Annotated in this window: 17 protein-coding genes and 4 pseudogenes; 13 read left to right on the plus strand and 8 right to left on the minus strand. The window is 68.6% G+C overall.

Annotated features, from left to right (window positions below):
• The first annotated feature begins 7 nt into the window (after positions 1-7).
• Entirely contained in the window at positions 8-880 is an 873-nt protein-coding gene (locus tag B0I33_RS16000) for a helix-turn-helix transcriptional regulator (RefSeq protein WP_106179585.1), read from the plus strand.
• Positions 881-1,292: 412 nt separating this feature from the next.
• On the opposite strand, the pseudogene B0I33_RS16005 reads toward B0I33_RS16000, so the two are convergent.
• The 3 genes and pseudogenes from B0I33_RS16005 to B0I33_RS16015 form a co-directional block, all read right to left on the minus strand.
• Positions 1,293-1,742: pseudogene (locus B0I33_RS16005) on the minus strand (IS110 family transposase); the annotation flags it as partial.
• Between the two features lie 272 nt (positions 1,743-2,014).
• Positions 2,015-2,797 carry an FkbM family methyltransferase gene (locus B0I33_RS16010; RefSeq protein ID WP_106179586.1) on the minus strand — a complete coding sequence of 261 codons (783 nt, stop codon included), beginning with the start codon at positions 2,795-2,797 and terminating at the stop codon, positions 2,015-2,017.
• Between the two features lie 141 nt (positions 2,798-2,938).
• Positions 2,939-3,589, minus strand: coding sequence for a response regulator (locus tag B0I33_RS16015; protein ID WP_245900740.1), 651 nt, complete (start codon positions 3,587-3,589; stop codon positions 2,939-2,941).
• Positions 3,590-3,793: 204 nt separating this feature from the next.
• Between B0I33_RS16015 and B0I33_RS16020 the strand changes: the two genes are divergently transcribed.
• The 3 genes and pseudogenes from B0I33_RS16020 to B0I33_RS16030 form a co-directional block, all read left to right on the plus strand.
• Entirely contained in the window at positions 3,794-4,747 is a 954-nt protein-coding gene (locus B0I33_RS16020; RefSeq protein ID WP_181193321.1) for an alpha/beta hydrolase, read from the plus strand.
• Positions 4,748-5,074: 327 nt separating this feature from the next.
• Positions 5,075-5,830, plus strand: coding sequence for an ABC transporter permease (locus B0I33_RS16025; protein ID WP_281259421.1), 756 nt, complete (start codon positions 5,075-5,077; stop codon positions 5,828-5,830).
• Positions 5,831-5,910: 80 nt separating this feature from the next.
• A pseudogene (locus B0I33_RS16030) lies at positions 5,911-6,122 on the plus strand (IS3 family transposase); the annotation flags it as partial.
• A 97-nt stretch (positions 6,123-6,219) separates the two neighbouring features.
• Here the strand turns inward: B0I33_RS16030 and B0I33_RS16035 are convergent.
• Positions 6,220-6,594 (minus strand): annotated as a pseudogene (locus B0I33_RS16035) (transposase); the annotation flags it as partial.
• Between the two features lie 189 nt (positions 6,595-6,783).
• Here B0I33_RS16035 and B0I33_RS16040 point away from each other — a divergent pair.
• The 7 genes from B0I33_RS16040 to B0I33_RS16075 all read left to right on the plus strand — a co-directional run bounded on the left by B0I33_RS16040 (position 6,784) and on the right by B0I33_RS16075 (position 12,235).
• Positions 6,784-7,671, plus strand: a complete 888-nt coding sequence (locus B0I33_RS16040; RefSeq protein WP_106179589.1) for a sigma-70 family RNA polymerase sigma factor — start codon at positions 6,784-6,786, stop codon at positions 7,669-7,671.
• 85 nt (positions 7,672-7,756) lie between these two features.
• A complete protein-coding gene (locus B0I33_RS16045) occupies positions 7,757-8,227 on the plus strand; it encodes a carboxymuconolactone decarboxylase family protein (protein ID WP_106179590.1) in 471 nt (156 codons plus the stop codon).
• A 96-nt stretch (positions 8,228-8,323) separates the two neighbouring features.
• Complete coding sequence (locus B0I33_RS16050; RefSeq protein ID WP_106179591.1) at positions 8,324-8,710, plus strand: DoxX family protein; 387 nt, start codon at positions 8,324-8,326, stop codon at positions 8,708-8,710.
• A gap of 748 nt (positions 8,711-9,458) precedes the next feature.
• Positions 9,459-9,860, plus strand: coding sequence for a YciI family protein (locus B0I33_RS16060; protein WP_245900742.1), 402 nt, complete (start codon positions 9,459-9,461; stop codon positions 9,858-9,860).
• Positions 9,857-11,191, plus strand: a complete 1,335-nt coding sequence (locus B0I33_RS16065) for an RNA polymerase sigma factor (RefSeq protein WP_342750067.1) — start codon at positions 9,857-9,859, stop codon at positions 11,189-11,191. Before B0I33_RS16060 ends, B0I33_RS16065 begins: the two co-directional genes overlap by 4 nt.
• Positions 11,192-11,394: 203 nt before the next feature.
• A complete protein-coding gene (locus B0I33_RS16070; protein WP_106179593.1) occupies positions 11,395-11,733 on the plus strand; it encodes a VOC family protein in 339 nt (112 codons plus the stop codon).
• A gap of 34 nt (positions 11,734-11,767) precedes the next feature.
• Positions 11,768-12,235 (plus strand): pyridoxamine 5'-phosphate oxidase family protein, encoded by a 468-nt coding sequence (locus B0I33_RS16075; protein ID WP_106179594.1) that lies wholly within the window; start codon positions 11,768-11,770, stop codon positions 12,233-12,235.
• Between the two features lie 80 nt (positions 12,236-12,315).
• On the opposite strand, the gene B0I33_RS30900 is transcribed toward B0I33_RS16075, so the two are convergent.
• The 3 genes from B0I33_RS30900 to B0I33_RS16090 form a co-directional block, all read right to left on the minus strand.
• Positions 12,316-12,876: a transposase family protein gene (locus tag B0I33_RS30900; RefSeq protein ID WP_425440482.1), complete on the minus strand. Its 561-nt coding sequence runs from the start codon at positions 12,874-12,876 to the stop codon at positions 12,316-12,318.
• A gap of 451 nt (positions 12,877-13,327) precedes the next feature.
• Positions 13,328-14,074 carry an SDR family oxidoreductase gene (locus B0I33_RS16085; protein WP_106179596.1) on the minus strand — a complete coding sequence of 249 codons (747 nt, stop codon included), beginning with the start codon at positions 14,072-14,074 and terminating at the stop codon, positions 13,328-13,330.
• A gap of 45 nt (positions 14,075-14,119) precedes the next feature.
• Complete coding sequence (locus B0I33_RS16090) at positions 14,120-14,779, minus strand: NADPH-dependent F420 reductase (RefSeq protein WP_106179597.1); 660 nt, start codon at positions 14,777-14,779, stop codon at positions 14,120-14,122.
• A 112-nt stretch (positions 14,780-14,891) separates the two neighbouring features.
• On the opposite strand from B0I33_RS16090, the gene B0I33_RS16095 reads away from it, so the two are divergent.
• Entirely contained in the window at positions 14,892-15,503 is a 612-nt protein-coding gene (locus tag B0I33_RS16095; protein ID WP_106179598.1) for a TetR/AcrR family transcriptional regulator, read from the plus strand.
• 474 nt (positions 15,504-15,977) lie between these two features.
• Positions 15,978-16,121 (plus strand): annotated as a pseudogene (locus B0I33_RS16100) (IS256 family transposase); the annotation flags it as partial.
• 141 nt (positions 16,122-16,262) lie between these two features.
• On the opposite strand, the gene B0I33_RS16105 reads toward B0I33_RS16100, so the two are convergent.
• Complete coding sequence (locus tag B0I33_RS16105; RefSeq protein WP_106179599.1) at positions 16,263-17,186, minus strand: NADP-dependent oxidoreductase; 924 nt, start codon at positions 17,184-17,186, stop codon at positions 16,263-16,265.
• Between the last annotated feature and the right edge of the window lie 81 nt (positions 17,187-17,267).

The following is a 17,267-nucleotide window of genomic DNA, read 5'->3' on the forward strand; positions in this document are numbered from 1 at the left end:
TGAGCGCATGCCGGACAAGAACACCGAGCTCGCCGACTTCCTGCGCCGCGCACGCAGCCAGTGCGACCCCGCCCGCGCCGGGCTGCCCGCCGATGGCCGCATCCGGCGGGTGCCCGGGCTGCGCCGCGAGGAGGTCGCGCTGCTCGCGGGCGTGTCGACCGACTACTACGCCCGCCTCGAACAGGGCAGGCGCATCATTCCCTCACCGGCCGTGGTGGACGCCATCGGCAGGGCCCTCGGCCTCGACGCCGCCGGGCGCGCCCACCTGGCCGCGCTGATCGGCTCGGGCTCCTCCCCCGGCACGCTGCGGGCCCGCCCCGTGCAGCGTGTCCGGCCCGGGCTCTACCAGCTGCTGGACGCGCTCGACGGCGAACCGGCCCTCGTCCTGGGCCGCCGCGCCGACGTGCTGGCCCAGAACCGCATGGCCAAGGCGCTGTTCACCGACTTCGAGCGCTTCCCGGCCACCGAACGCAACTACGCCCGATGGATGCTGCTCGACGACGAGTCGCGGTCTCTCTTCCTCGACTGGGAGACCCACGCGCGCGCCGCCGTCGAGAACCTGCGCCTGGAATCCGGCGCCGACCCCGACGACAGGGCCACCGCCGAACTGATCGCCGAGCTGCGCGAGCGCAGCCCGGAGTTCAGCACCTGGTGGGACGAACACCGCGTGTACCAGCGCACCCACGGCTCCAAGCGGTTGCGTCACCCCATCGTCGGTGACCTCACCGTCGAGTACGAGACCCTCACCCTGCCCGGCGACCCCGACACCACACTGTTCGTCTACACCACCGAGCCCGACTCGCCCTCCCGGCGGGCCATGAGCCTGCTCGCCAGCTGGTCACTGACCGTCAAGCCCGCCGACCACACCGGACAGCGGTAGGGCTCTCCGCCGGGCTCAGGCCCGGGCCGGGCGGGACACGGCGAACGCGAAGGCGGGAACGAGCAGGATCGCGGCCAGCACGCCGCAGGTCAGGGCGAACTTCATGATCTCCCTGCTCGTCTTCACCGATCGAACCTTGCCGATTGGGTACTCCAACTGGACTACCGGGGAGGTACCTGGCCGCCAGCGGGGCGGCAAATGGCCGCCGACGGGGATTCTCACTGACCGCCGGCAGGTGAAGTCGCGGCTGTGGGGAGTGCGAGAGCCAGTCAGCGCGCTCTTGGCAGTCGAATCGGGTCAGGAAGGCAAGGCTGATCGGCGAGTCGATTTCGGCGAACAGACCGACCGTGCCGGGGAGCACACGCTTGAGGTGCTCGCGCAGCTGGTTGGCGACGCCGACCCGGTGGGAGACGAGGTCCTTGCGGGCCCGGCAGGCGCGGCGCAACGCGAGTGTGGCCGGTGTGTCCGGGATCAGGGGGCGCAGCCGGGCGCGGTCGGTGCGCAGCGTATCGGCCAGCACGAAGGCGTCAAAGCGGTCGTCCTCGTTGCCGGCCGAGCCGTAGCGGCCGCGCAGGTTCTTGAGCTGGTTCGGGCTGATCACCACCACGGTGAGTCCGGCCTCCAGCAGCGTGTCCACCACCGGCCCGTCGGGTCGCTCGATCGCGACCTCGCCGACACCATGCTTGTTCAGCACGCCAAGCAGGGTGCGTATTCCGGCGGCGCTGTGCTCAATGACGCACCGGTGGACCTGGCGGCCCCGGGCATCGACGATCGCGAGCGCGTGGTCGTCGCGAGCCCAGTCGATACCGGACGTCGGATCGCCTGGTGGTTCCTCCGGCAGAACCGATGGGGCTGACTTCATGACAGCCTCCTCGCTGCTGATCCCAGTGGGGAGGCACCCAACTTTCGGTGCCGGGGCGTGACTGCCGCATCGCTCACTGTTCGGCGCTCGACGGCGCACAGCCCTGTCGACGGTCGGCACACCCCGGGAACCGCCAGGCCTCGCAGAACTCACGATGGACGTCCAGCGCGTCAAGCGAGCAGGGCAATGACCCGGCGGCACCTCGGGTGCATCAACGATCCGTCCAAGATCGCCGACCTAAGGATGGTGTACCAGTGAGCGGGAGAACCCCGCTATCCGCTCACGCCCGCTGACGGCCGGAAGAGGTAGTTGTGGGAATGCACGCACACGCGTTCCGCGGGGCGCCAGCCGCGCCGCCACGCGTACATCGTGTAGCCCCGGCAGGTCAGCCACTCCACGACCTCGTCGGGGGAATACCCGTACCGCTCTGTGTGCCGCGCCTCGATCTCGATGAGCATCGTGGGACGGCGGGTCTCGATGGTCCGCTGCCCACCGTGCAGCACGTACAGCTCCGCACCCTCGACGTCGATCTTGACGAAGTCGACCCGGCCCGGGCTGACGTCCGCCACGAATCCGTCCAGAGTGTCCGTGTCGACGAGCATGTCGATGTGGTACAGGTACTCGGCTGTGGAACCGAGGTTCTGAGTTTTCCAGTCGAGAAAGGCCCGGCTCGTGGCAGGTCCGTAGGGCCCGAACGGCACCCGGATCGCTCCCTGCCCCGGCTCGGCGCCGAGTGCCTTGGTGTGCTGGTGCACATTCGGCCGCCGCCGCGCGCCGAGCACACGGGACCACACCGGGTGCGAGAACGGCAGCGGTTCGATGCTGTGCACGGCGCCCTGTGGCCCGGCGAGGCACGAAAGCGCCTGGCTGTACACGCCGGCCGCGGAACCGACGTCGACACACACGTCGCCGGGTCTGACGAGTTCGCGCAGCGTGTGCAGCTCGGCGTCCAGGTAAGGCGTCCAGCGAGAGACCAGGTTCACCACTGCGCTGGTGAGAGACGGTCGGTCGAGGCGGATCACGGAGTTCTCCCAGCTGTCGTGGCGGGCGGTCACGCTCCCACGATGCCGACTCCGAGGCGGCCGTCACATCGGCCCGCAGGCCACATCGCGGGAGCCGCGACCCACCCGAGGGTGTACATCCGCGGGATAAGGGGCGCGCAGGACGGCGGGCCCGGGCACACGACCGGACACGGCCTAGCGGCGTGGTGTCACCAGGCCCGTCTCGTATGCGCTGATGACAAGGTGCACACGGTCGCGAGCGCCCAGCTTGGAGAACAACCGGGCCACGTGTGCCTTCGCTGTGGCCGCGCTGATCTGCAGTTGCTCGGCGATCTCGCTGTTCGACAGGCCGCGGCCGACGAGTGCGAGTACTTCCCGCTCCCTGGGAGTCAGCCCTTCGAGCGGCTGGGGTGCCGCCCCAGGTCGCCGCCCCGCGAATCCGGCGACCAGGCGGCGTGTGGCGTTCGGCGTGACGAGCGCGTCGTCCGCGGCGACCACCCGGATGGTGGAGAGGATGCTGTCGAGCAGCGTGTCCTTGTTGAGGAATCCGCTTGCCCCCGCCCGCAGTGCCGCGTACACGTACTCGTCCGCGTCGTAGGCGGTCAGCATCAGCACCCGCGGCGCGTCCGAGCCCTCGGTCACTCTCCGGGTGGCCTCGATGCCGTCCATGTCGGGCATCCGGATGTCCATCACGACCACGTCCGGCCGCGTTTCCTCGGCGAGCCGCACGGCCTCCGTACCGGTCCCGGCCTCACCCACCACGAGCATGTCCTCGGCGTCCCCGAGAACGGAACGCAGACCGGTGCGGATCAGCGCCTGGTCATCGGCGACGACGACCCGGATCACCGTCCCACCACCCGTGCCGCGACACCCTTCACGGCGGTGTCGGGAGAGTCGGCGGCGGACATGGTCCGATCCTAGCCAACCATGGCGAAGCAGCCAGGTGGCGGATGTCCACCCGGGGGCGTACATCCGCGGGTCACGGTCGGGGCGCGCAATGTGGCCGCCCGGCCGATGCCGCACCGCCCGGACATCGGCACTGTCGGCCGTGTGCCGAACGTGAGCGAGCTGGCCGTATCGCCCGCCGGGAGCCGGGACCTGCCGTGTCCGGTGCGGGCCGATCCCGTCGCGGTGCACGGCTTCCTGACCGCGGCGTGCGCCGCCGAACGGCAACGGCTGGTCGCCGAGCACCCGAGTGTGCTGGGGGCGCTGGACGGAGCACCCCCGGCCTTGCGGTACGCGGCGAACGACCTGCTGATGCACGCGGCCGGGCCCCCGTACCGAGATCGCGACGGACGGTACCTGTTGTTCGACCCGCGCGGCCGCGGCCGGATCGCGCGGGTGTTCGGGGACCTGGCCGCGGCCGACCGGATCACCGTGCTCGTGCCGGGGGCGGGCAACCGGGTGGTCAACTTCTGGAACGGCGTGGGCGGCGAGGGCTACCGGTCGCCTTCGGCACAGGCAGCGGTCCTGTACGAGGCGGCGTGCCGGAGGGCCGGAAACCCCGGCCGACTGGCCGTCATCGCATGGCTCGGCTACGACACACCGAACGGGAACGACCTCGCCGTGGCGCGCCAGGAACGCGCTCAAGCGGGCGCGCTGGCGTTGCGGCGCTTCCTGGCGGGCCTGGTGGTCGTCTGTCCACGGGCGAGCATAGCGCTCTTCGGACACAGTTACGGCTCGACGGTCATCGGTCTGGCGGCTTCCGGTCTACCGGCACGGGTGAGCGACGTCGCGGTCTTCGGCAGCCCGGGAATGGGCGTGGACAACGCCGCCCAGCTCGGCATCGACGCGCGGTTGTGGGCCGGACAGTCCACCCGCGACTGGATCCGCTGGGTGCCGCGGTCCCGGCTGTTCGGGTTCGGCCACGGGACGAAGCCCGCCGACCCGCGTTTCGGTGCCCGCGTCTTCCCGACATCCGACGTGGCCGATCACGACCACTACCTCAGCCCGGGCACGGACTCGCTCTCCAGCCTGGCGCGCATCGCCGCCGGCCGACCGTAGCCCCGCGCGCAGGTGGATGGCCGAATCCTCGCGGCCTTGCCTCGGGCGTGCGCGTCTGGTCGGCACAGCGCATCCGGGAGCGACTTTCCCCACCGTTCAATCTCCTTCTGTGGCCGCGACAGCGCGAGCATTCTGGTGCCCTGTCGGGAAGTTCGGCACTGGGGAGCGGAATGGACCGCGTCGATATCGGCCACACCGGCTTCAGCACCCGGTACCTGCCGGAGCGGCTTCGGTTGGACACCGCGGAACGGGCGAGCCGCATGCGCGATCCCGGCTTCGGCCGGGTACTCACCGAACACATGGTGACGATGCGCTGGTCGGCCCAGCGTGGATGGCACGACGGACAGCTCACGCCCTTTCAGGACATTCGGCTCGATCCCGCGACCGTCGGCCTACACTACGGGCAGATCGTCTTCGAGGGCCTCAAGGGGCGTACTCACAGCCCAACGGCGGCGTCGCGGTGTTCCGGCCGGACACGGCGGCACGCCGGATGCGGCTCTGCTGCCCGGCATCCTGCTCATCACGATCGCATCGGGCGTCGCCTACACCGCTCTCCGGCTCTTCACCGACATGAGCAGCGGGATCTTCGAACGGTTCCACTCCATGCCGATCGCACGGTCGAGCGTGCTGTGGGCGCACGTGCTGACCTCGCCGGTCGCCAACCTGATCTCGCTGGTGCTCGTCGTGTGCGTCGCCCTCCTCATGGGCTTCCGCTCAGGCGCCGACCTGCTGGCCTGGCTCGCGGCCGCTGGAATCCTCCTCCTGTTCACCCTGGCGTTGACGTGGATCGCGATGCTCGCCGGTCTCTCCGCGAAGTCGGCCGAAGGCGGGGGTGCGTTCGCCTACCCGCTCATCTTCCTGCCGTTCCTCAGCTCGGCGTTCGTACCAACGAACACCATGCCCACATCCGTTCGCTGGTTCGCCGAGAACCAGCCGGTAACCTCCATTGTCAACACCCTCCGCGCCCTGTTCACACAGCAACCGGTCGGCACCGGCATCTGGATCGCTCTCGCCTGGTGCGTCGGCATCCTCATCATCGCCTACCTCGTCGCCACAGCCGCCTACCGCCACAGAATCTCCTAGCCGAGGGTCCAGCGGACGCGTCGGTGCCGCTGAGTGACACAGCTTCTTCACGTCGCTGGAGTGGAATGGCGCAACCAGAAGCGACGGCCGCCAATGCCGCCATGGAGTCGTTCTTTTCGTTGCTGCAAAGAATGTTCTCGATACCCGGCGTTGGCGCACCCGGGAAGAACTCCGGTTGGCGATCGTGTCCTGGATCGAGACGAAATACCACCGCGAACGCCGGCAACGAAGGCTGGGCAAACTCACCCCGGTCGAGTTTGAGACCATCTACACGACCGCAGCAGCGGCCTGAAAACAGTCAGCTCCACTGTCAACCGAAGCCTGGGCAGACCCTCAGTCAGCACCGACAGCCAGCATTTGCCGCCTTCGGCGCCGTCGCCGGCCCAGATGCCGGTGGTCAATCCGCGAGCCGTCAACGACAACACGATCTCATCGATCCCGGAGAGTCGTCGCTGCCGCTTCTTCACCAACTGCGGCTCGAAACTCCCGTCCCGATCGCGCCGGACGTCGATCTCCACCGGTCCGATCTCGGTGTGCACCGTCTTCGACCGCGTGCCGCTACGCGAGTTCCCGCTATGGTGCCCGGCCCGAGCGTGGGGTTCGTACCCGACGTGCTCGCTCATCTCCGCCTCCAGCGCGGTCTCATGCACCTGCTTCGTCAGCCCGGTCAACACCCCATCCGGACCGGCCAACTCCACGCCCCCGCTACGGGCGGACTCCACACGTTGCTGCGCCCACTGCCGCTGATCAACCTGAGCCGACATCGGCCCCATCGTCTCGTCCACGGCTGGCCCCTTCCCCGAGCCAAACACAGCGTGTCGGACCAGTTACACCGTGTCTCTGACAGACCCTCGCCGCCGCTGTGCTTCCACCAGGGTGGTCGCCGTGCGGTTACCTTTGCGCCTTCGGGCCCGTCATCTCCATGACGGAGTTCGCGCTGGGAAGGTAACGACATGACCGGATCGGGATCGGGTATGCACGAAACGCTGGCGGGAGCGTTCGAACAGCAGCGCGGGCGCCTGGTGGCGGTCGCCTACCGGATGCTCGGGTCGCGCGCGGACGCCGAGGACGCGGTGCAGGAGGCGTGGATCCGATTGGCGCGGCATGACGTGGCCGCGATCGACAACCTGGCCGGCTGGCTGACCACCGTGGTGGGCCGGGTCTGCATCGACGTGCTGCGCTCCCGCAAGGCCCGGCCCGAGCTGTCGTATGAAGACCGGCTGCCCGAGCTGGTGGTGGCCGTGGAGGGTGGGGCGGCACCCGAGGACGACGCGATGCTCGCCGACTCGGTCGGTATGGCACTGCTGGTGGTCCTCGAGACCCTCACGCCCATCGAACGGCTGGCGTTCGTGCTGCATGACATGTTCGCCGTGCCGTTCGCCGAGATCGGCGAGATCATCGACCGGTCCGCCAGTGCGTCCAAGATGCTCGCCAGCCGGGCCCGCCGGAAAGTGCGGGACGCGTCGCTGCCGCCCCAGCAGCGGCGGCGCCAGCGCGCCGTGGTCGACGCCTTTCTCGCCGCGGCGCGCGAGGGGGACTTCGAAGGGCTCATGCGGCTGCTCGATCCGAACGTGACCTGGCGAACGCTGCACCCGCAGGGCGCGCTGACCACGGTCGGGGCCGCCGAGGTGGCCGAGGCGGTCGTGCGCGGTATGAAGGCGATGACCTCGTCGCGGGCGGTCATGGTCAACGGCGAGCCCGGTTTCGTGGCCTGGGGTGCGAACGGCAAGGTGCTCGGCGTGGCGGCGTGCACCGTGGTCAACGGCCAAATCGTCGAACTGTTGACCGTGAGCGACCGCAAGCGCCTCGACGCCATGGACCTGCCCGCCAGACCCGAGTAGCGCACATCGCTCACCGGAGTTGTTACCTCTTGCCGGCGTGCCTCGTCGTAGTGGTGCAAGCATCCGAAGACGAAGGAGACCGAAGATGGAGAACCGGATCAACCCCATGGCCAACGAGCTCGGGGCCAAGGTCGCGAAGTACATCATCTCGGCCGGCAAGATCGTCACCGACTCCGCGCTGCCGAACACCGTGCGGGAGCTGGTGAACATCCGCGCCAGCCAGATCAACGGCTGCGGCGGCTGCCTCGACATGCACACCAAGGACCTCGCGGCCGCCGGTGAGAGCACGGTGCGGATCAACCTGGTCGGGGCGTGGCGGGAGACGACGGTCTACACCGAGGCCGAGCGGGCGGCGCTCGAACTCACCGAGCAAGGCACCCGCCTCGCCGACACCAGCGGCGTCACCGACCAGGCGTGGGCCAACGCAGCCAAGCACTTCGACGAAGGCCAGCTCATGGCCCTGGTCGCGCAGATCTGCCTGATCAACGCCTTCAACCGGCTGAACGTGATCACCCGCACGCCCGGCGGCGACTATCAGCCCGGGCAGTACGCCTGACACGGGCATCCGCTCCCAAGCCGCGGGCGGGCCAAGGACCTGGGTCCGCCCGCGCCCGCCACCCCCCCCCCAGACAAACTGCCCAGGAGAAAACTCATGAACATCGCACTGTGGATCACCACCGGCCTCATGGCCGCGGTCTACCTGCTTTCCGGCTTCGGGAAACTGTTCGTCCCAAGGGAGAAGATGGCCGCGATGGGCCACGCCTCGCGCTGGGTCCTCGACTTCCAGCCCGCCACCCTCAGAACCATCGGGACACTCGAGATCCTCGGCGCGGTCGGGCTGATCCTGCCCGCCCTGCTCGACATCGCGCCGATCCTGGTACCACTGGCGGCCAGTGGCCTGGCGCTGATCATGACCGGTGCCGTGATCATGAGGATCCGCCGCGGCGAGACCAAAGCCGCACTGGTCGACGGGCTCTACCTCGCGCTGACCGCCTTCGTGGCGATCGGCCGCTTCGCATTGGAACCCTTCACCGGCTAACCAGCACAACGCCGGGTCGAGGCGCGAGACTGCACCCCGCGCCGATCGCAGCCACCACCCGCATCCACACCACCTCCCGCCCCGCCGGAGGAAGCCTTGACATGTCCGTCAGCCACGCCAACCCCACGCATGAGACACCGTTTAGTGATGGATCAGATCAAGATGACCGTGGGTGGGGCGACGGGCCTGCGCCAAAGGAAGGTTGGGCCGATTCGGGATCGGGCTCAGGTCCGCATCGTTCAGCCAGGCACGGTCGATCATCGTGGAGCCGAGACGCTGGGCGGCCGACCGCAGGGCCGACGGTGGCTCGTCGACAACAGCCGACTGGACTTCCACGTCCACACACACGGCTCGGGTTGTCCTTCATCGACACCATCGGCGCCATCGGCGATCCACCACGCGCCAGATCGCCGTCGATCTGATCAACCATGCCACCGCGGCACAAGACGGATACGCCGCCCGCGACGTACTCGCCCACAACAGACTCCCAGCCGCGCAGACCTGGCGGGCTCGGCTACCCTGCCACCCGCCGTACGACCGCGTGATCGCCACCGTCTCACCGTGGGAGATCCCCGTCGCGTGGTGGTAGCAGCGTGTTCCTGGAGGACGCCTGGTCGCTCCACTGCGCTTCCCGGTCACGTCAGCGTGCTGAGCTCTGCCGAGTGGAAGTTGGTCGCCCGGCACCTGTCGAGTGCCGCAGGTGAATGGCGTCCTTGTACCGGGGAGAGTATGTCCGCGTTCCTGACTGATGGAGGTTCTCGTGCGGTACATGGTGTTGCTCTACAACTGTGACTGGTCGCCGGAAGGCAGCGCGGAGTACGCCGCCAAGCGGGACGCCGTGCTGGATTATGTCGCGATGTTGCGCGAGCGAGGTGTCTTCCGGGGGGCTGACCCACTTCAGGGCGCGCACGCCGCGACGACGGTCAGGGTGCGGGACGGTGAGCGACTAGTGACCGATGGTCCGTTTGCCGAGAGCCATGAGTGGTTGGCCGGCTACTTCCTGCTCGAGTGCCGTGACCTCGACGAGGCCCTGGAGCTGGCGGCAGCGTGCCCGATGGCGTCCGACGCCGGGGTGGAGGTCCGCCCCGTCCGAGCGGTGCCCGGGTGGTACGACCCGGCCGACCGCCTTCGGGAGGTGCTTGCTGAGTGACCCCTCGGCGAGCGCACGGTGGCGTCGCCGACGGCGATGGTCCTGAGCGCGGATCCGGGCCGGCCGATCGCTACGCGCGTGCTGCCGCCGCACTGCATCAGACGTTCTCCGCGCATCGTGCCCGGCTGCTCGCGGGATTGGTCCACCGCTTCAACGACTTCGAGGTCGCCGAGGACGCGTTGGCCGACGCACTCGAGGCAGCGATGCGTCACTGGCCCAAGGACGGGACTCCAGACGACCCCGTGGCGTGGCTGCTGACCGTCGCCCGTCGTCGCGGCCTCGATCGCCTGCGTCGGGTCGAGGCCAAGCAAGAAAGGGCGCGTCAGAGTCTGGCAGATGCCGCCACGACGGCACGCGAGCTCAACCCCGCCGGTGTCGGCGACGTCGAGTGGCAGTCGGGGCTGACAGCTCTCGGCGATGAACGTCTGGCGTTGGTGTTCACCTGCTGTCACCCGGCGTTGAGCCTGTCCGCAAGGGTTGCGCTGACGCTGCAGGCGGTGTGCGGTCTGACCGCCGCCGACGTGGGCCGCGTGTTCCTGATGTCGGAAGCGGCGATGGCGCAGCGCCTGGTGAGGGCGAAAAGAAGGGTTCGTGACACCGGCATCACCTTCGCGGTGCCATCCGAGGCGGCCCTGCCCGAACGGTTGAACTCGGTGCTGGCTGTTATCTACACGATGTTCACCAACGGCTATGTGCGAGGTGGCCGCGACGACCAACTCGTCCAGCCGGCCTTGTGTGCCGAAGCCGTTCGTGTCGCCAAGCTGCTGGCGGTGTTGATGCCGGACGAACCCGAGGTCCTCGGCCTGGCTGCCCTGCTCCTGCTTCAACATTCCCGACGAGCGACCCGCACCAGCCCGGACGGGGACTTGGTCACCCTGGAGCATCAAGACCGCACTCAATGGGATCGCGACGACATCGAGGAAGGACTACGCCTGCTCAGGGCAGCCGCCCGTCGAACACAGCCAGGCACCTACCAGATCCAGGCCGCCATAGCCGCTGAGCACGCGCGGGCCCCCTCCGCTGAGGCCACCGACTGGGTGGTCATCGCCGAGCTTTATGCCGGTCTGGAGGAACTTGATCCGTCGCCGGTGGTGGCGCTCAACCGTGCTGTCGCGCTCGCCATGGCGACCACGCCCCAGGCCGGCTTGGAGCTGCTCGCCAGGATCACAGGCTTGGAGCGTTATCACCCCTATCACGTCGCCCGCGCCGAGCTGCTGCACCGCACTGGCGACACCGTCAGCGCCCGCGATGCCTTCGTCCGCGCGCTTAACCTGGTCACGAACGCGGTCGAGGAGCGGCACCTGCAATCCAGGCTTGCCGCCCTCGACTAGCTCGAATGGCGCTTCCAGCCACGGTTGATAGACGACACGACGGTCGTACAGGCGCGCGCCCGGCGACTGAATACTTCGTCCTCCGTGTCGAGTTCCGCGATCGGTTGGCGTCCTTGCTGCGAACGCGGGTTGGAGCGAAGCTCCCCGACTGCGCTGTCGGCGCCAGGGCCCGCATCTCACACCGATGGAAAGGGAGATTTGTTATGACGACTCAATTGGTTTGGTTCGAGTTGCCCACACCGGACACCAACCGTGCCCGCGAGTTTTACGGAGCCTTGTTCGGCTGGAAGTTCAGCGACTTTGGCGGTATGGACTATCAGATGGTTGATGGCGCCCAGCCCGGGGGCGCAGTGTCCGCTGGCGAGGGCAAACACCCAGTTGTCTACTTCTCCACCGACGACATCGAAGCTTCGGTAACCAAGGTCAAGGAACTCGGCGGCACCGCCGGCGACGTGCAGGAAATCCCTGGTGTTGGCCGTATGGCTCATTGTCAGGACGACCAGGGCACGACTGTCGGCCTCTACCAGCCGGCGCAAGCGTGAGAAGCGTGACCAAACAGACAAGGAGGTACGTCACATGGCGAACCACATCGAGCTCGTTGCGCGCACCCTTGCCGAGCGCCGTTCCGCGGCGCAGGAGCGCGTGCAGGCCGGCAGCCAGTTCTGGCTCGCGTCGGGCAGCAGTCAGGGGCCACATCTCATCCCCGTCGCATACGTCTGGGACTCGGGCGAGTTCGTCACGGCCACTTTCGAGAGAAGCCGCACCGTCAGCAACCTTAAGCGAACAAGCCACGCCCGGATCGCGCTCGGTGACACGACGGATGTCGTGATGGTCGACGCTCGCGCCCGGTTCGTCCCGGTTCCCGCGATTGATCCGGACCTCGCTGATCGATACGCTGAGGTCTCCCATGATCCGCGCAGTATGCCCGGGTTCGTCTATATCCGCCTAACGCCAGAACGGATCCAGGTTTGGAATGGATTCCACGAATTCTCCGGACGAACAGTCATGCAGAATTCCCGGTGGCTCACCGCTCCCGTCGACTAGGAACTGTTTAGGAACGGGCCCTGGTGTCTGGGTATAGCGAGGTCTCCGGTAGATGGATCAACGACCAAGAAGATCAGCATCTATCCGGAGACCTCGGTGGGAAGCGTATCGGTGGGCGCGCGCAACGACTCGACGGGCCGGCAGTGGCAGGGGGGTCTGCCCAGGCTTGGTTGACAGTGGGGCTGACTGTGTTCTCCCCGGGACTCCACCGTCGCACTGGGCGAGACCGCCCACGAGCCCTCACCGGCAGCGGCCTCACCGCCTGCGTACTCGAGTGGCACGTCCAGGATGTGGCAAGCCGAGCCAGGCCCGTACGCTGTCAACGCCGGTCGAATCGTGGTTCTGGCACGGTTTCCGTGATTCGCTAGTGTGGTACGGCGGGCGTGACGGCCGGCCGGCTCCGGCAGCTGCTCGGCAAACGTGGTCTTCACGCAAGCAGAGTCGTCGCAGAACAGGCGGCGGACCCGCAGTCGGATCAGCACCGCACGACCGGACGAGGCGGTGTCGGACAGGTGTCGCACATACCGGCTGTGCACCCGGCCAGACACCGCTCCGCAGCCCGTGCAGGCGGCTGTGGGAGCGACGGTTTCGGCGACGTTCTGCGGTACCTGCCCCACAACCGATACTGCCTCCACCCGCACCGACGCCAGATGCGGCCACAGAACCCGAACGAGATCAAGAACAACGCACTCGCAACACGATCAACCACCCCGGAGCGAGCCAGAAACCGGGCCATCACGGAAACCGTGCCAGAACCAGTATTCAGCCGGAACCGACAGACGCCTCACTCGTGGCACCAGTGGCGTCGTCCCGGTTGGGACCGTCTCCTCCGTCTGCGGTGGCGGTGGACGAGCTCGAGCTCGCCCGCCACGAGCTTCCCGCAGCCGCAACCAGCGTGCGCGGAGCTCTCGGTCGGTGGCCCTCCGGTGGTGCCGAACGCGGACGGGGCGGCCGCGACGGCTTGGCCGACATCCTCGAGCATGCCGTCCGCGACCTGCCGATCACCTCCTCGGTGGCGGGTCGATGTTGTCGAAGCGCCCGGCGGACGGGGAGCCGGACAGGTCCCCGCCGCTCGGTTCGCACCGATGGGCGTCAGGCGGCGAAACCGCCATCGATGTTCAGGCTGGAGCCGGTGATGTAGTCGGCGTCGGGCCCGGCGAGGTAGGACACGAAGGCGCCGATCTCGGCTGCGGTGCCGTAGCGTTCGGTCGCCATGACGCCGAGCATCGCTGGCGCGACGGGCCCGTCGGCGGGGTTGGCATCGGTGTCGATCGGTCCGGGCTGGATGTTGTTGATGGTGATCCCGCGCGGTGCCAGTTCACGCGCGAGGCCGCGGGTCAGGCTCGCCAGCGCACCTTTGGTCAGCGCGTAGATCGACTGGTCGGGGAATGGCGTGCGGTCGGCGTTGATGCTGCCGATGTTGATGATCCGCCCACCCTCGGCCAGGTGGGGCAGGGACTCGCGGATCGCGACGATGGCGGAGCGCACATTGACCGTCAGCATCGCGTCGATCTGGTCCATCCGCAGGTCGGTGATCGGGGCGAAGAAGCCTACGGCGGCGTTGTTCACGAGGATGTCCAGGCCACCGAACCGATCGACAGACTGTGTGACCGCGGTGGCGACGTCCTCCTCGTGCATGCTGTCGGCACAGATCGGGTGTGCAGTGCCTCCCGCCGCGACGGCCGCGGCCGCTACCGCGTCCGCGCGCGCGGCCGACCGGGCGTAGGTGAACGCGACCGTCGCGCCGTCGGCTGCCAGGCGAGCGACGATGCCCGCGCCCACGCCCCGGGAACCCCCGGTCACCAGCGCGGTCTTGCCCTCAAGCGGTCGTGTCGGCATGGGTGTTCCCTCTCGGTGATGTGGTGCTGGGCCAGGTACCTGTGATCAGGGGCGTGCGTGGGCTACGAACCGGGCGTTGCGCAGGTTGCGGGCCAGCTCGGCGCGGTTCTGGTGGGCGTGGCGGTTCCAGGCGGGTTGGCCTGGCGTGGTGCGCCAGGACTCCCGCAGCGGACTGTTGTCCACGGTGTCGAAGCCGAACTGGTCGTAGAGCCGGGTCACGAGGGCGACGGCATCGGGGAAGTCGCTCGAGACCGACAGCGCCAACCGGTCGGGGTCACCGGCCGGCCGCCCGGCGGTGAGCAAGACCGGCGCCTGGATGTGCGTGAAGGCCTTGGCGATCCTGGATGTCGGTAGTTGCTCCTGGCGCAGCTCGTGCTCGGTCTTCTCACCCGAATCGATGGCCGGTCTATGGCCGTCGCGCCACACCATGTAGTTGTTCGTGTCCAGTACGACCTTCCCGGCCAGTTCCTCGACCGGCAGCCGGTCCGCCCCGGTGAGGGGCATCGCCAGCACCGCGAAGTCGCCTGCGGCCGCCGCGGCCGCCACGCAGGCGGCGGACGCGCCCGGACCGAGCTGGGTGACGAGGTGCGCCAGGGTCTCGGGCCCCCGCGAGTTGGCCAGGACAACGACGTACCCGTTCGCCAGCGCCGCCCGCGCGATCTGGCTCCCGACCTCGCCGGCACCGATGATCCCGATCGTGGTCACGGTCTCTCCCCTCCCGCCGAATTTTGTACCGTTCGGTAGCCAACCTAACATCTTTTGTACCGATCGGTTGGTGAAGTGCTTCACAATTTGTACCGAGCGGTAGGATGGCGCGGTGAACACAGACAAGCCGAGTACGGGCCGGCCTCGCGGCTTCGACGAGGAGACGATCCTCGACCGCGCCGTCGAAGTCTTCTGGCGGCACGGCTACGAAGGGACGTCGATGAGCCACCTCACCGACGCCATGGGCATCAACCGGCCCAGCCTGTACGCCACGTTCGGCAGCAAGAAGCAGCTGTTCCAACGCGCCTTCGACCGCTACCTCGAGACCAAAGTGGCCTACCTCGGCGACGCCTTCGAGCAGCCGACCGCATACGCCGTCATCGAGAGCTTCCTGCGCAGCAACGTCGACGCCCTGACTGCCGGCGATCACCCCCGCGGATGCCTCTCCATCCAGGGCGGCTTGGCCTGCTCGCCGGAGAACGCTGGCATCTCCGAGCTCCTCGCCGCAGGCCGGGCCACTACGGAGGACGCACTCGCAGAGCGGCTGTCGCGAGCAGTGCAGGACGGTGATCTTCCGAACGAGGTCGACACCCGGGCACTGGCGCGATTCGTCATGGTGCTCAGCGAGGGGTTCGCGGTTCACGCCGCGGCCGGTGCCGAGCGCGACGATCTCCAAGCCTCGGTCGATGTCGCGCTGCGGTCCGTCACGGCGCTCTGCTCGTGACCGATCCCTGAAGGAGACAAACCCGCCCGCAGCCGCACGCCGTGCCAGCCACGCGGTACGGGGGCGACACGGGCACGGCGTGCCCGAACTCGCCCGCACCGCCGGACCGGCCGTTCATAGGTTGTCGGTCATGCACTGGTCGTGGTTGACATCCGCGCGCTGTCACCACAGCCGACGATGGACCCGCGGAGGCGGCCAGTATTCGGCGGCGCGGCGTTGGCGCCGCTGCCTGCCCTGTCCGACAGGCAGAACGACTCGCACGGTTTCCTCCCGGGGCTGGACGTTGGTCGGCACCCGGACCCGCTCGCACTGACCTGGACCAGCTGGCGGCCAAGCGGGACGCCACCGACCGCATCGTCGGCACCAGTACCTCCGAGGACCCGCCTTCGATGGCAAGCAGCTGTGGGCCTTGACCACGGCGACGGGTGTGATGCGGGCGCTCGGGACGGGAGGTCCATGCCGCAGCGGGTGCCGCAGCGGCTGTCAGGGATCGATGAGATCGTGCTGTCGTTGACCGCCCGCGGCTCGACCACCGGTGAGCTCGCCGCGCGCTTGGCCGAGTTCTCCGGCGCGACGGTGTCCCAGGATGCGCCCTCGCGCATCACCGACAAGGTCGTGCCCCGCTGATGCCACCGACCGGTGGACGCGGGTTGACGGTGCCGCTGTCTCATCAGGCCGCTGGGACTGCGGTCGCTGAATCCGTGAGCTGACCCGGGCAGATGTGATGACGGCCTTCGGTGACGGCCAGCCGGGCACGTCTCATGTCACCTTGATGACGACCTTGCCCGAAGCGTGACCGTTCTCGACGGTGGCGAGAGCGGCCGGAGCTTCGGAGAGCGGATGGACCGCGGTGATCACGGGCGCGAGGACTCCGTCGAGGGCCAGCCGGGCGGACCGCTCCAGGTTCTCGCGGTCGAGACGGCGCTCGACGACACGCCCACCGAGATCGGGCACGGACGGATCACCCACGGCGATGACGTTGCGGGGAGCCCGGGCCAGTGGAGCGACCGTCCGCAGCGAGGTGCCGCCGACCAGGTCGACGATCCCGTCGAAGCCGCCCGGAACCAGCTCCCGTGCCGCGGCGACGACGTCCCCGGCGGTGTAGTCGATGAACCGCACCCCGATGGTCTCGGCATGTTCGCGCTTGGCGGTACTCCCGGTGCCGATCACACGCAACTCGCGCTCGACGGCCAGCCGGGCGACGGCGAGACCGACCCCGCCCCCGACCCCGTTGACCAGGACCGTGGCACCGGCCGGGAGGCCGAGTTGGTCGAGGGCGTCCACCGCGGTCGTCCCGGCCACTGGCAGCGTTGCCGCCACGGTCGCGGACAGGCCCGCCGGGATGCGCGCGGTGTTCGGCGCGGACAGCACCGTCGTCTCGGCGTAGGTGCCGCCACCGGTGAGCGCGAAACCGAAGACCGCGTCACCCACCTCGAGCCCGACGACGTCCTCGCCCCGGGCGAGAACCGTTCCCGCCGCCTCCATGCCCAGCACGCGGGGAAACGGACGCCCGCCGTCGAGCCCGGAGACCAGGCCAGAGCGCAGAAGGTGGTCGAGGGGATTCACGCCGGCGACGTCGACCCGGATCAGCACCTCGCCGCGGCCGGGGGCGAGATCGGGACGATCGAAGAACTCCTGCACCTCGGGCCCGCCATACCTGCCGAAACCCCACGCCTGCCCCATCTTGTGCCGCCTCCCGTGTGACCGACCCCGGTGCTTCCGGGCTCTGCAGCCATCCTCACCTCTCACATCGATGTCAGAGGC

The sequence above is a fragment of the Prauserella shujinwangii genome (assembly GCF_003001955.1).
Classification (GTDB): domain Bacteria; phylum Actinomycetota; class Actinomycetes; order Mycobacteriales; family Pseudonocardiaceae; genus Qaidamihabitans; species Qaidamihabitans shujinwangii.

Coding starts and splice junctions, on each gene's coding strand:
- B0I33_RS16000 (WP_106179585.1), top strand. CDS start 8: ATGCCGGACAAGAACACCGAGCTCGCCGACTTCCTGCGCCGCGCACGC.
- B0I33_RS16040 (WP_106179589.1), top strand. CDS start 6,784: ATGACCGGATCGGGATCGGGTATGCACGAAACGCTGGCGGGAGCGTTC.
- B0I33_RS16045 (WP_106179590.1), top strand. CDS start 7,757: ATGGAGAACCGGATCAACCCCATGGCCAACGAGCTCGGGGCCAAGGTC.
- B0I33_RS16050 (WP_106179591.1), top strand. CDS start 8,324: ATGAACATCGCACTGTGGATCACCACCGGCCTCATGGCCGCGGTCTAC.
- B0I33_RS16060 (WP_245900742.1), top strand. CDS start 9,459: ATGGAGGTTCTCGTGCGGTACATGGTGTTGCTCTACAACTGTGACTGG.
- B0I33_RS16070 (WP_106179593.1), top strand. CDS start 11,395: ATGACGACTCAATTGGTTTGGTTCGAGTTGCCCACACCGGACACCAAC.
- B0I33_RS16075 (WP_106179594.1), top strand. CDS start 11,768: ATGGCGAACCACATCGAGCTCGTTGCGCGCACCCTTGCCGAGCGCCGT.
- B0I33_RS16085 (WP_106179596.1), bottom strand. CDS start 14,074: ATGCCGACACGACCGCTTGAGGGCAAGACCGCGCTGGTGACCGGGGGT.
- B0I33_RS16105 (WP_106179599.1), bottom strand. CDS start 17,186: ATGGGGCAGGCGTGGGGTTTCGGCAGGTATGGCGGGCCCGAGGTGCAG.